Below are 12,910 nucleotides of genomic sequence, written 5' to 3' on the forward strand. Positions count from 1 at the left end.
CTACCCCGTGGCGCGGGGGCCGCGCTGAGCCTGCCGCACGACCTGTCGCCGAAGCCGCGCAGACCGCCGTTCCCCGACGGCCGGGAGGCGCGGCTTCCGTGTGCCTGAGGAACCCTTCTCGTCGCGGGTTCCCCGGCGCGCCGAGACGATCCTCACGGGGCCGCGGAGGTGCTTTACACGCCGGGAACGCCGGCTTCGCGCGGAGGAAACCCTGTCGCACCAGGCTCCGGCCACCCCGAGCCTGCAGCTCCCCCGACTGCTCGGGCCTCTTCGCTGAACTCCCGGAGGCCTCCTCGTGCATGCCCGCAAACGGACCAGGTCCCACCTCGCGGTGGTCGCGCTCGGCAGCGCCTTGGCCGTCGCGCTCCCGCTGGCGCCCGCGCCGGCCAACGCCGCGGTGACCGCAGGCCTGACGGCCGACACGAACCGCGACGGCGTGCTGAGCGTCCTCGACGACTCGCTCGAGGACCGGTTCACCCAGGCCCGAGGCGCGATCCTGCTGGCCAACATCGACGACGACCTGGTGCGCTGCCCCAAGATCAAGGTCGACGGCACCCAGCTCACCGACCTCGAGCTCGAGGCGTGCAACGACGCCGCGGACGACGTCGTGAACGGCGCGGACGACGTCCTCGACCTCGCCAAGCTGGCGGTGGCCCCCGCGCCCGGCGCGAGCACGGCCACCGTCACCGTCAACGCCGCGGCCGCCGGCAAGGTGCGGCTCTTCGTCAAGCGCGGCGAGTCGGCGGCGGACTGGGCCGCGCTGCCCGCCGACGGCAGGCTGACCGCCGCCGAGGCGGAGGCCGGCGCCACCCTGGGCGTCGAGGCGCGCGACATCATCCGCGACCCGAAGGCCTGGGACGGCACCGTCGACGTGACGCTCACCGTCCAGGGCGGCGGCACGACGGCGTCCGACGTGGTCCGGTTGCGCGTGGCGCCGCTGCTCTTCGTGACCGACACCATGAAGGTCGACAAGCTCATGGTGGCCGACTACGAGACCTCGATCTACCAGGGCCGCCCCGTCACCGCTGCCCCTCCGGGCGGCGTCGTGCCCTTCCGCGAGGACATGCGCAAGGGGCTGGCGAAGATCGGCGTCGAGGCGCCGCTCTACCTGCTCCCGGCCGCCCACGGGCGGAACTCCTCGTTCGACAAGTGGACGCAGGACATCATGGAGCCGGGCTACATGTCGATGCCGACCGCGGGCGGCGAGGAGCACCGCATGCGCGTCTACGTGCGCGCACCATCCCGCAACACCGCCGCCGACCGTGACGTGAACCCGTACCGCAGCACCGGTCGCACGATCTTCACCGTGCTGCGCGGCAAGGACGTCGCCGGCGTCCAGCACTACGACCCGGCCTACCAGCCGGGCTCGATGAACACGTTCGGCTCGACCGGGAACTACGGCTCGGTGCCGCCGTACTCGCACAACGGCAAGCACTACCCGACCGGCCGCAAGCTCTTCGGCGCCGAGAAGGACTTCACGGCCGACCCCGCGTACAACGCCATGCTCGCGAGCCAGGGGTACCAGAAGCCGATCGTGCTCGACACCAGCTGGCTCAGCGTCGGCCACGTCGACGAGTTCCTGTCGTTCACCGTCTCGGACAGCCCGCGTGGCTGGTCGCTGATCGCCGCGGACCCGATGCTCGCCGAGAACATGCTCCGGGACCTCGTCGCCAAGGGCCTCGGGGACCAGAACATCGCCCAGGCGGGCCTTCCCGGCTCGAACCTGCCGACGATGACGGTGAAGGAGGCGCTGAAGGACGAGCGGCTGCGGGACGGCGCGCACGTCGCGAAGCGCGGCATCAACGCGGCGCTGAAGATCCTCAAGAAGGAGATCGGCCTCACCGACGCCGAGATCGTGCGGGTGCCGGTGTTCTACCGCTCCAACACCGCCCCGGCGCGCAACGCGCAGCGGCTCGGTGCGTACCTCCCGGACGCCGCCAACGGCATCGGCACCGGCGAGAAGGTGTGGTTCTCCCCGCGCCAGCACGGCCCGACGAAGGGCGGCAAGGACGTCTTCGAGGACGTCACGGAGAAGGCGCTGGCGAAGGTCGGCGTCGAGGTCCACTGGGTCGAGGACTGGCAGTACGCCCACTCCGGAAGCGGTGAGATCCACTGCGTCTCGAACGTCGAGCGCGACCTCACCGCCACGGTCCCCTGGTGGACCGAGACTTCCTGAACTGAGGTTCCCTGAAGCAACGGGCCGCTGTCGGTACGTCGGCAGCGGCCCGTTGCCGTGCCGCCGCACGCCTGGCGGCACGCGGGCTCGGGATGCGCTCCGACGGATCCGGTCGTACGTTGCTCAAGCAGGCGAATCGCTTCCCGTCAACGATCGGAAGGAACGACTCATGCGTGCTTCAGGCAACGCCCTCCGCCTCCTGGCCGCGGTCCCCGCGGTCGCGCTCGCCGCGGTCATGGCCCCGGCCCCCGCCCAGGCCGCGGACCGCTCCCTCGCGACGGTGCTGACGTCGGACGGCAACACGTTCGACCGCAACGCGGCCGACTTCGACGTGCTCACCGAGGCCGTCCTCGCCGTGCTCGAGGCCAAGCCGAACTCTCCGGTGAAGGCGCTGACCCAGGCGGGCACGGCCCTGACGGCGTTCGCGCCCAACGACCGGGCCTTCCGCTCGCTCGTCACCGACCTCACCGGCAAGCGCGTGCCCGCGGAGAAGCAGGTCTTCGCCGCGGTGGCCGGGCTGGGCATCGACACCGTCGAGACAGTGCTGCTCTACCACGTCGTGCCCGGCGCGGCGCTGGCCTCGCCGAAGGTGCTCGCCTCCGACGGCGCGACCCTCACCACGGCCCAGGGCGGCTCCCTCATCGTCCGCGTGGAGGGGAGCTCGGTGACCCTTCGCGACCAGGACCCGGACGACACCAACCCGGTCGTGGCCGCCGTCGACGTGAACAAGGGCAACCGGCAGATCGCGCACGTGATCGACCGGGTGCTGCGGCCCGCCGACCTGTAGACCCCGCTCCGGGTCGCGGTCCGCAGGACCGCGGCCCGGCATCGGCGGGGCTCAGCCGTAGTCCTCGCCCCAGGCGGTGCGGCTCTCGAGCAGGTCGTCGATGTCGGCCGGGGAGCCACCTCCGGGCAGGTCGTAGGAGTCGACCATGGTCTGCTCGGCCGGCACCCACCAGCGGCGCCAGGTGAAACTGGTGCCGTCGGCGCACTCCGTCTCCCAAGCCCAGTACTCCGCGGGCTTCCCGCCGACGGTTCGGTCGCCGGAGTCGACGAGAGTCCGCCCGGTGGTGCCGGCTTCGCGGGCCGTCGTGAACTGCGCCCCCGCCAGTCGGTTGCATCCACTGGGGATGTCGTGACGGAGCTTCTGCGGGGTCGGCACGTAGCCAAGCACCGACTCCGGGTCCGGAGTGACGGCGCCGCCCTGGCTCGGGACGCCGCCCTCGCCGGTGAAGAAGGCCTTCCCGCGCACGAGCACACCGTCGACCGGGCAGGTCTGGATACGGTCGATCGGGCCCGGGCCGACGCAGTCCGCCGCCCGTGAGAAGTCGGTCCAGTCCAGCGGGACCGTGAGGGTCAGGCCGTTGCCCTGGGTGGGGACGTTCATCGTGGTCGGCTCGGCGGCATCCTCGATCCGCGCGGCCCGCGCCGCGGCGACCGCGTCGGGCTCGGCGGCGTCGGCCCGCAGCACCAGGTCCGTGTCCTCGAAGTGCCATTCGACGTAGGCCTTGCCGTCCGGGCACTCCAACCGGGAGCGCTCCGCGGGCCGGGAGCCGACCTGGTCGGGCCCTTCGCCGACCCGTTCCGGTGTACGGATCTCCTGGCCCGGCGTGGGCTGCTCGTCCATGCACAGCCACGCCGTCGACATCTGCGAGCTGTCGAACTGAATGTAGCCGTTCGACCCGGCTGCCGACTCCGCGGTCAGCCGGAGGACGACGACGCCGCCGTCGCATCGTCCGCCGCCCCGCGTCCCCGGTGCGTGCAGGCATGCGGCATCGACGTAGTCGGGAGCGATGTCAGGCAGCAGGTCGGCGCCGCTCGCCGCGGGCGACGGAGTCGTGCCGCTGCCGTACGGCTCGGCCACCCAGCCCGCGGGCACGTCGACCGTGACCCCCGCGAACGTCAGCGGTGTGTCCCACGCCCGGGGATCAGGCGAGGCCGACCCGCTCGCCCCCGGCTCTGGCGCGGCCACCTCGTGTGCCCCGTACGTCACGCCGCCGGCGATCACCCCCAGCAGCGCGGCGGCCACGGCCGGCGCGATCCAGCGGGGTGCGGGGCGCGGGGGAACGGCGGCGGGCACGAGGTCGCCGCCGCGTACCGACTCGGCCCGGGCGGCGAGGGCGGCCCGCAGCCGCCGCTCCGTAGGGGTCTCCTCGCTCATCGCTTCGCCTCCAGGGCTTTCTCGACCGCGTCGAGGGCGCGGCTGGCCGTGGACTTCACGGCGCCGCGGGAGATGCCCAGCGTCTCGGCGATCCCGGCCTCGTCGAGGCCGGACCAGTAGCGCAGCACCAGCACCTCGCGCTGCCTCGGGGCCAGGGCGCGGACGGCATCGAGCACTTCGCGGTGCTCCTCGGCGAGCACCGCCCTCGCCTCGGGGGAGTCGCCGGGCGGCTCGTGCGGCGGGACGTACCCGCGGGCCGTCCGCCGCCGCCGCAGCGCGGAGCGGGAGGCGTTGACGACCGAGACGCGCAGGTACGCCAGGGCCCGGTCTGGGTCGGGGAGCAGCCGCCGCGACCGGGCGTGCAGCCCGGCGAAGGCGTCCTGCACGACGTCCTGCGCGGTCTCGAGGTCGTCGACCAGGAGCAGCGCGAGCCGGACGAGCCCCAGCCGGTGCGCGGCGTACAGCTCGGGCAGCGTGGCCGGCGCGTCGTCGCCGTCGTCCCCCTCGTCGCGCGCGTGCTGCGCCGCCTCGCCGCCCTGCGTCATCGGCCTCCCCCTCGTCACACCCTGCAAGACACCCGGGGGCCGCGCAGGTTGCGCCGGTCAGCGGGGAAGCTGCGCCAGCCACGCCCGCTGGCCGGCCACCGAGACGCGCAGTGACGCCGTACGCGCCGCCAGCCCGAGCGCGTCGACGAACGCGTCCCCGCGCGCCACGGCATAGGCGAGCGCGCCGTGGAACGCGTCGCCGGCGCCGAGGGTGTCGCGCACCTCGACGGCGGGCGGCTGCACGGTGCCCGACCCTGCGGGCGAGACCCAGCGGACCGGGCCGCCCGCGTGCGTGACCGCGACGAAGGGGACGCCGCGCTCGCGCAGGCCGGCGACGGTCGCCTCCTCGTCGCCGGCGCCGGGGGTGCGGAACGCCGCGGAGCAGGCGGCGATGTCCACGAGCGGCAGCAGATCCTCGAGCACGTCCTTCCAGCTGCCGGCGTCGAGCACGACGGGCACCCCCGCGTCCCGGGCCGCACGCGCGGCCGTGAGGGCGGGCTCGGGGTGATGGCCGTCGAGCAGCAGGACCGCGCTCTCCCGCGCGAGCCGGGCCAGGCCGGGCGGCGCGCCGACCCGCTGGTGGGAGGCGCCGAGCGACACCACCGCCCGCTCGCCGGTCGCGTCGGCCACGAGCACGGTCGCCACGGCGGGCGGCTCCTCGATCGCGGGGGTGGCGTCGCGCACGTCCACCCCGTGCGCCGCCAGGTCGGCGTGCGCCTGGGCGGCGAGCGGATGGGCCCCCAGCGCGGTCGCGAGGACGGGGCTGCCGCCGAGTGCGGCGTACGTCACGGCGGCGTTGGCGGCGGGGCCTCCCGCGGCCAGCTCCTGGGAGAGCGCGACGACCTTCTCGTCGGCGGCGGGCACGTGCTCCACCCGGTAGACGGCGTCTAGGGTGGCGAGCCCCACGAAGAGGCCCCGGAGCCCGGAATCGGCAGGCTGCATGCGCGGCAGCATCGCACCCTGCCCGAGCCGGCGCGTGCCCGTGGGAGACTGAGGCCGAGCACGTCCGGCTCCCGCCCGCTCGGGAGCCCCCCGAACCAGCCCGAATCAGTGCGAGGTAGCCCAATGCCCATCGCGACCCCTGAGGTCTACGCCGAGATGCTCGACAAGGCGAAGGCCGGCGCCTTCGCCTACCCGGCGATCAACGTCACGTCCTCCTCCACGCTCAACGCGACGCTGCGCGGCTTCGCCGAGGCGGGCTCGGACGGCATCATCCAGGTCTCGACGGGCGGCGCGGAGTACGCGTCCGGCTCGAACATCAAGGACATGGTCACCGGCGCGGTGGCGCTGGCCGAGTACGCGCACGTCGTGGCCGCGAAGTACGACATCAACGTCGCGCTCCACACCGACCACTGCCAGAAGGAGAAGCTGGACACCTACGTCCGGCCGCTGCTGGCGATCTCCCAGGAGCGCGTCGACAAGGGCCAGAACCCGCTCTTCCAGTCGCACATGTGGGACGGCTCGGCCGTCGAGCTGCACGAGAACGTCGACATCGCCGAGGACCTGCTGGCCGCCTGCGCCAAGGCCAACGTCGTCCTCGAGATGGAGATCGGCGTCGTCGGTGGCGAGGAGGACGGCGTCGTCGGCGAGATCAACGAGAAGCTGTACTCGACCCCCGAGGACGCGCTGCTCGTCGCCGAGCGCCTCGGCACCGGCGAGAAGGGCAAGTACCTGCTCGCCGCCACCTTCGGCAACGTGCACGGCGTCTACAAGCCGGGCCACGTGAAGCTGCGCCCGTCGGTCCTCAAGGACCTGCAGGACGCGGTCGGCGCGAAGATCGGCAAGGACTCGCCGTTCCAGTTCGTCTTCCACGGCGGCTCGGGCTCGCTGCTCGAGGAGATCCGCGAGACGCTCGACTACGGCTGCGTGAAGATGAACATCGACACGGACACGCAGTACGCCTACTCGCGCCCGATCGCCGACCACTTCTTCAAGAACTACGACGGCGTCCTCAAGGTCGACGGCGGCATCGGCAGCAAGAAGGCCTACGACCCGCGCACCTACCTCAAGGCCGCCGAGGGTGGCCTGGCCGCCCGCGTCGTCGAGGCGTGCGAGGCGCTCCGCTCGACCGGCACGTCGCTGTCGCAGAGCTGACGCACCCCCGCTGACACGGAGCCGCCCGGGAGCACCTGCTCCCGGGCGGCTCCGCCCGTCTGCTCAGGGCCTACTGCGCGGTCTCCCTGGCCACCTGCTCGAGCACCCGCAGGAACGTGGCCGGGTCCTGAGCGCCCTGCACGGCGTACTTGCGGTCGACGACGTACGTCGGGACGGCCGTGATGCCGATGTCGCGCGCCGCCGCCAGCTCCTCCTGGACCTCGGCGGCCCCCTCGTCGCTCGCGAGGTACGCCTCCACCGCCGATCGGTCGAGCCCGGCCTCCGCCGCGACGTTGGCCAGCGTCTCGTGGTCGCCGACGTCGCGGCCCTCGGTGAAGTAGGCCCGCAGCAGCCGCTCCTTGAGGTCGGGCTGCACGCCCTGCCGCCGGGCGTACGCGATCAGCCGGTGCGCGTCGAGCGTGTTCACGGCGAGCGCGTCGGCCATCCGGAAGTCCAGCCCCTCGGCGGCCGCCAGCTCGGTGACGTGCGCCTGCATCTCCTCGACGCGGTCGCCGAACTTCGCCCGCAGGTGCTCGTCGAGCGGGCGGGCGGAGTCCGGGGCGGACGGGTCGAGCACGAACGCGTGGTACTCGACCTCGACGTCCCCGTCGAACGCCTCCAGCGCCTTCTCCAGCCGGCGCTTGCCGATGTAGCACCAGGGGCAGGCAACGTCGGACCACACGTCGATCTTCATGCAGAGGTCAACCACGTCGCGGCGCCCGCTTCTTCCCGGCGCCCGCCCGCGGCGTCCCCGTCCCCAGAGGCGTCCCTGCCGCAGGTCCAGCGCCGGGTTGTGACCCGCTGCCGACCGGACGTGGCGCCGGTCAGGACACCGGCACCCACGGCGGCATGACCACGTCCAGCGCCGGTACCGACCCCTGCGTGCGCCGCGTCTCCACGTCCCACCCCAGGGCCGCCGCGGCCTCGCCCACGTCGTCCGCCGACGAGACGGCCGCCCCCTTGCCCAGGCGCTCGACCAGCTCGCGCGCGAGCAGGCCCTTGCCGTGCTTGGACGGGTACGACACCACCCGCGGCGGCCCGGACGGGCGCTTCGTGAGCAGTCGCACGGGGAGCACCTGGTGGCGCAGCGGGCCGGTCGGCGCCCACATGCCCGCGTAGTCGGTGGAGCGCAGGTCCACCGCGAACCCCTTGCCCACGAGCACGGGCATCACCTCGCGCAGCGCGGCCCGCCACACCGGGGTCAGGGCGCCGAGCTCGGGCAGCACCGACGCCACGGGCACCCGGTACGCGGGCACGAGGTCGCCGCCGGCCACGACGCCGAACAGCCCGGAGAACACCAGGGCCGACTCCTCGGCCGCCGCCCGCCCGGCCGCCGACAGGGTGGCCGGGTCCAGCGCGGCGTACACGACACCGGTGTAGCGGTCCAGCGCGGGCATCGTCGGGGACTTCGCGGCCTCCCGGTTGGCGGCGAGGGACTCGGCGACGACGGCCGGCGGCAGCTTGAACGCCGCGGCCGCGGCCGCCCCGTCGCCGCGCGCGGTCCGCGCGACGGCGGTGAGCACCCGCTTGCGGACGGCGGCGAGCTTCGGGGCCACGAGGGCACGGGCGTCGACCGGGCCGTGGTCGCCGCCCGCGGCCTTGCCCTCGCTCGGTGGGAGCAGGATGCGCACGTCGCTCAGCGTCCGCCGTCGACCGTGCGGCTGCGCTGCTCGATGCCGAGCTCGCCGTACGGGTAGTCGCCGACGCCGAGGTCGCTGACGGCGTCCAGCCGCGCGGTCTCCTCGGCCGACAGCACGACGTCGGCCGCCGCGAGGTTGTCCTCGAGCTGGTCCATCGTCCGCGCGCCGAGCAGCACGGACGAGACGGCCGGGCGGTCGCGTACCCAGGCCAGGGCGACCTGCGCCATCGACGAGCCGCGCCCCTTCGCCACCTCCTCGACGGCCTCCACGACGTCCCACGTCCGGTCGCGGGTGCTGCGCCGGTCGTACCCCTCCATGCCGCGGTCGGGCTTCTCCCCGAGCCGGGTCTGCCCGGAGGGCCGGGCGTCGCGGGTGTACTTGCCGGTCAGCCAGCCGCCGCCGAGCGGGGACCACGGGAGCAGCCCCAGGCCGTTCTCGACGCAAGCCGGCACGATCTCCCACTCGATCTCACGGACCAGCAGGCTGTACTGCGGCTGGAGCGTCACGAGCTTCGCCCAGCCGCGGACGTCGATCAGGTCGCACGCCTTCTGCAGCTGCCAGCCGGTGAAGTTCGACAGCCCGGGGTACTCGATCTTGCCCGCCGTCACGGCGTCGTCGAGGAAGCGCAGCGTCTCCTCCAGCGGGGTCAGCGGGTCCCAGGAGTGCAGCTGGTAGAGGTCGACATGGTCCACCCCGAGCCGGCGCAGCGAGTCGTCCAGCGCGCGGCGCAGGTGCCGGCGGGAGAGCCCGAGGTCGTTCGGCCCCGTTCCCATGGGGAAGCGCCCCTTGGTGGCGAGCACGACCCGGTCGGTGACCTCGGAGGGCCGGGACGCGAGCCAGCGGCCGATGATCTGCTCGGACGCGCCGGCGGAGTAGACGTCGGCCGTGTCGATGAGCGTGCCGCCGGCCTCCACGAACCGGTCCAGCTGCGCGTGCGCCACTGCCTCGTCGGACTCGTGCCCGAAGGTCATCGTGCCGAGCGCGAACGCCGAGACGACGGCTCCGCTGCCGCCGAGCGTGCGGTACTCCATGGGGGCGACTCCTGCCGGACGGGAGGGGGCGATTGTCCCGCCTCTACCCGCCCGGGCCGCCGGCAGCCCGCTCCTGCGGGTCGGCCGCACCGCCGCACCGCTAACCTCACAGGCACCGACACCGGCCGGGAGGGCAGCTGTGAGCAGTGCGCAGGAGCAGCGCGTCAAGGGCGTGGTCGCCCGCGAGAAGGGCGCGCCCGTCTCGCTGGAGACCATCGTGGTGCCGGCACCGGGGCCGGGTGAGGCGCGGGTGAAGGTGCAGGCGTGCGGCGTCTGCCACACCGACCTGCACTACCAGCAGGGCGCCATCAGCGACGACTTCCCGTTCCTGCTCGGCCACGAGGCGGCGGGCGTCGTGGAGTCCGTCGGCGAGGGCGTGACGGAGGTCGCTCCCGGCGACTACGTCGTCCTCAACTGGCGCGCCGTCTGCGGCGAGTGCCGGGCCTGCCTGCGCGGGCGTCCCTGGTACTGCTTCAACACGCACAACGCCACGCAGAAGATGACGCTGGAGGACGGCACCGAGTTGAGCCCGGCGCTCGGCATCGGCGCGTTCGCCGAGCTCACCCTGGTCGCCGCCGGCCAGTGCACGAAGGTCGACCCGGCGGCCCCGCCGGAGGTCGCCGGCCTGCTCGGCTGCGGTGTCATGGCCGGCATCGGCGCCGCGATCAACACCGGCGGCGTCACGCGGGGCGACAGCGTCGCCGTGATCGGCTGCGGTGGGGTGGGCGACGCGGCGATCGCCGGGGCGTACCTCGCCGGCGCGCGCCGGATCATCGCGGTCGACATCGACGACCGCAAGCTCGAGAAGGTCCGGGAGTTTGGGGCCACGCACACGGTCAACTCCAAGCAGGCCGACCCGGTCGAGGCGGTCCGTGAGCTGACCGACGGGTTCGGCGCGGACGTGGTGGTCGAGGCGGTGGGCCGGCCCGAGACGTACGCCCAGGCGTTCTACGCCCGTGACCTGGCCGGCACCGTGGTCCTGGTCGGCGTGCCCAGCCCGGAGATGACGCTCGAGCTGCCGCTGCTCGACGTGTTCGGCCGCGGCGGGTCGCTCAAGTCCTCCTGGTACGGCGACTGCCTGCCCTCGCGCGACTTCCCGATGCTCGTCGACCTCTTCCTGCAGGGCCGGCTGCCGCTGGACAAGTTCGTGACGGAGAAGATCGGCATCGGCGACGTCGAGGCCGCTTTCGCGAAAATGCATTCCGGTGACGTGCTTCGCTCGGTGGTGGTGCTCTGATGGCGGGCCTGTCCAAGCGCAGCGCCGGTGGCGACGTCCCCGAGGAGGAGATCGCCCTCGCGGCGGCGGGCGCGGAGGAGCAGGTCGACGAGCCCGCTCCGGGCGAGGGGTTCGTCGACGAGCCCCAGGTCGAGGTCGGCACGGACGAGGGCGTCGTCGCGTCCTACCCCGGCGGGCTGCGCGTGGAGCGCGTGATCACCTCCGGCACCTTCGACCTCGACGGCGGCAGCTGGCAGGTCGACAACAACGTCTGGCTCGTGGGCAACGACGAGGAGGTCCTCGTCATCGACGCCGCGCACGACGCGGAGAAGATCCTCGCCGCGATCGGCGACCGCGACGTCGTGGCCGTCGTCTGCACGCACGGCCACAACGACCACGTCAACGCCGCCGTCGAGATCGCCGCGGAGAAGGAGTGCGAGATCGCGCTCCACCCGAAGGACGACATGCTCTGGCACGAGGAGTACGGCGACGACCTGCGTTGGGACATCGACCTGGTCGACGGCGGCGCGCTCCACGTGGCCGACCTCGACATCGACGTCATCCACACCCCGGGCCACTCGCCGGGCGCCGTGTGCCTCTACGCCCGCGACATCGACGTCCTCTTCACCGGTGACACGCTCTTCAACGGCGGCCCGGGCGCGACCGGGCGCAAGTACTCCGACTTCGACCAGATCCTGCGGTCGATCAAGCGCCGGCTGCTGACGCTGCCCGAGGACACCCGCGTGCTCACGGGCCACGGCGACGAGACCTCGATCGAGGCCGAGGCGCCGGGCTACGAGGAGTGGGTCGCCCGCGGGCACTGACCCGGCGGCTCAGACGCGCTGCCGCGACCGGCGCCCCGCCTCGTCGATCAGGGTCACCACGGCGAGCCACAGCGCCATCGCGAGCAGCCCCACGGCGACGATCGCCGCGGCGCCCCCGGCGTACGCGAGGTTGCGCCGGTACTCCCCGAGCGGGCCGGGCACGCGGTCGGCCGTCATCACGATGGCCACCGCGGCCCCGGCCGCCACGGGGACGGCGCACGAGCCGAGGAAGAGCCCGACGACCCGGTGCGCCCGGTCGGGGGCGCCGCGCCCGGGCGCCGGCGGGGAGAAGGCGACGACCACCGCGGCGAGCAGCGCGCCCCAGCCGAGCACGACGGGGTACGCCGCGATCGCGTCGCTGGGCCGGTGCCAGTTGGCGGCGAGCGTCGCCACGCCGGTGACCACGGCGTACGCGCAGCCGACGAGCGCGACCAGCGGCCGCAGCCGTCGCGGGGCCACGAGCACTGCCGCGGCGGCGACGGACGCCGCGACCGTGGTGTGCCCGCTGGGCAGGGTGTTCTCCGGGTAGCCGCTGCCGCCGAAGTCGGGGCGGGTCAGCCACTCCTTCTTGAGCAGTTGCGTCGTGACGTTCGCGCCCGCGACGAGGGCTCCGGCGACGAGGGCCGAGCGCCACCGGCCGCGCAGCAGCCCGATGGCGGCGATCACCAGCACCGCGACGGCCAGCGCGGCGACCGAGACGACGTCCAGCACCTGGGTCACGCGCGGGAGCAGCCGGTCCCGGCCGAGGTCGGTCCCGCCGAGCGCCGCGGCCTCGACGAGCTGGCCGGTCTGGCTGCCGACGAACACCCGGTACGTCGCGGCGACCGCCAGGGCGCACGCGACGGCGAGCCCCAGCAGCAGCGCGACCGTGACCGGCCGTCCGTAGCGCCGCCGTGGTGCCGGGGGCGCGGACGGCAGGACCGTGGGCTCGGCGGGGGCGCTCATGCCCTCATTGTCCCCGCTGCGCCGAAACGGCCCCGAACGTGCGTCCGCCCCGGGCACCGAGGTGGCCGGGGCGGACGGGACGCGCAGGGATCAGTAGCGGAAGCGGACGATCTGCGACTGCAGGGTCGCCGCCATGGAGTTGAGCTCGTTGGCCGAGCGCTGGGCCTCGCTGACCGCCTCGGCGGTCCCGGCGGCGGCGCCGGCGACACCGCTGACGTTCGCGGTGATCTCGTTGGTGGCCGCGGCGGCCTCGGCGACGTTGCGGGCCATCTCGGAGG

At 73.8% G+C, this 12,910-nt stretch carries 12 protein-coding genes and 1 pseudogene; 5 read left to right on the forward strand and 8 right to left on the reverse strand.

From position 1 onward, the window contains the following. Positions 1–295: 295 nt before the first annotated feature. Both G9H72_RS21800 and G9H72_RS15305 read left to right on the forward strand, forming a co-directional pair. Positions 296–2,176 (forward strand): protein-arginine deiminase family protein, encoded by a 1,881-nt coding sequence (locus tag G9H72_RS21800; RefSeq protein WP_166172579.1) that lies wholly within the window; start codon positions 296–298, stop codon positions 2,174–2,176. Positions 2,177–2,345: 169 nt separating this feature from the next. Further along, positions 2,346–2,963 (forward strand): fasciclin domain-containing protein, encoded by a 618-nt coding sequence (locus tag G9H72_RS15305; RefSeq protein ID WP_166172581.1) that lies wholly within the window; start codon positions 2,346–2,348, stop codon positions 2,961–2,963. A 51-nt stretch (positions 2,964–3,014) separates the two neighbouring features. Here the strand turns inward: G9H72_RS15305 and G9H72_RS15310 are convergent, their stop codons facing one another. From G9H72_RS15310 to G9H72_RS15320, 3 genes are read right to left on the reverse strand one after another with little or no spacing between them, the layout of a single operon-like run. After that, on the reverse strand, positions 3,015–4,337 hold the full coding sequence (locus G9H72_RS15310; protein ID WP_166172583.1) for a hypothetical protein: 1,323 nt from the start codon (positions 4,335–4,337) through the stop codon (positions 3,015–3,017). Then, positions 4,334–4,882, reverse strand: coding sequence for a sigma-70 family RNA polymerase sigma factor (locus G9H72_RS15315; RefSeq protein WP_166172585.1), 549 nt, complete (start codon positions 4,880–4,882; stop codon positions 4,334–4,336). Before G9H72_RS15315 ends, G9H72_RS15310 begins: the two co-directional genes overlap by 4 nt. Before the next feature lie 57 nt (positions 4,883–4,939). Continuing rightward, entirely contained in the window at positions 4,940–5,824 is an 885-nt protein-coding gene (locus G9H72_RS15320; RefSeq protein ID WP_166172587.1) for a PfkB family carbohydrate kinase, read from the reverse strand. Positions 5,825–5,947: 123 nt separating this feature from the next. Between G9H72_RS15320 and fbaA the strand changes: the two genes are divergently transcribed. Beyond that, a complete protein-coding gene (gene fbaA, locus G9H72_RS15325) occupies positions 5,948–6,976 on the forward strand; it encodes a class II fructose-bisphosphate aldolase (protein WP_166172589.1) in 1,029 nt (342 codons plus the stop codon). A gap of 70 nt (positions 6,977–7,046) precedes the next feature. Here the strand turns inward: fbaA and G9H72_RS15330 are convergent, their stop codons facing one another. The 3 genes from G9H72_RS15330 to G9H72_RS15340 form a co-directional block, all read right to left on the reverse strand. Continuing rightward, entirely contained in the window at positions 7,047–7,670 is a 624-nt protein-coding gene (locus tag G9H72_RS15330; protein WP_166172591.1) for a DsbA family oxidoreductase, read from the reverse strand. Positions 7,671–7,800: 130 nt separating this feature from the next. Then, complete coding sequence (locus G9H72_RS15335) at positions 7,801–8,607, reverse strand: YaaA family protein (RefSeq protein WP_166172593.1); 807 nt, start codon at positions 8,605–8,607, stop codon at positions 7,801–7,803. Positions 8,608–8,612: 5 nt separating this feature from the next. Beyond that, positions 8,613–9,647: an aldo/keto reductase gene (locus tag G9H72_RS15340; protein WP_166172595.1), complete on the reverse strand. Its 1,035-nt coding sequence runs from the start codon at positions 9,645–9,647 to the stop codon at positions 8,613–8,615. 139 nt (positions 9,648–9,786) lie between these two features. On the opposite strand from G9H72_RS15340, the gene G9H72_RS15345 reads away from it, so the two are divergent. Then, a complete protein-coding gene (locus G9H72_RS15345; protein WP_331272340.1) occupies positions 9,787–10,884 on the forward strand; it encodes an S-(hydroxymethyl)mycothiol dehydrogenase in 1,098 nt (365 codons plus the stop codon). Between the two features lie 176 nt (positions 10,885–11,060). Next, positions 11,061–11,687, forward strand: coding sequence for an MBL fold metallo-hydrolase (locus G9H72_RS15350; protein ID WP_166172666.1), 627 nt, complete (start codon positions 11,061–11,063; stop codon positions 11,685–11,687). A gap of 9 nt (positions 11,688–11,696) precedes the next feature. Here the strand turns inward: G9H72_RS15350 and G9H72_RS15355 are convergent, their stop codons facing one another. Then, positions 11,697–12,632: a phosphatase PAP2 family protein gene (locus G9H72_RS15355; protein ID WP_166172599.1), complete on the reverse strand. Its 936-nt coding sequence runs from the start codon at positions 12,630–12,632 to the stop codon at positions 11,697–11,699. Between the two features lie 90 nt (positions 12,633–12,722). Then, positions 12,723–12,910: pseudogene (locus G9H72_RS15360) on the reverse strand (methyl-accepting chemotaxis protein); the annotation flags it as partial.

The sequence above is a fragment of the Motilibacter aurantiacus genome, from assembly GCF_011250645.1.
In the GTDB taxonomy this organism is placed as follows: domain Bacteria; phylum Actinomycetota; class Actinomycetes; order Motilibacterales; family Motilibacteraceae; genus Motilibacter_A; species Motilibacter_A aurantiacus.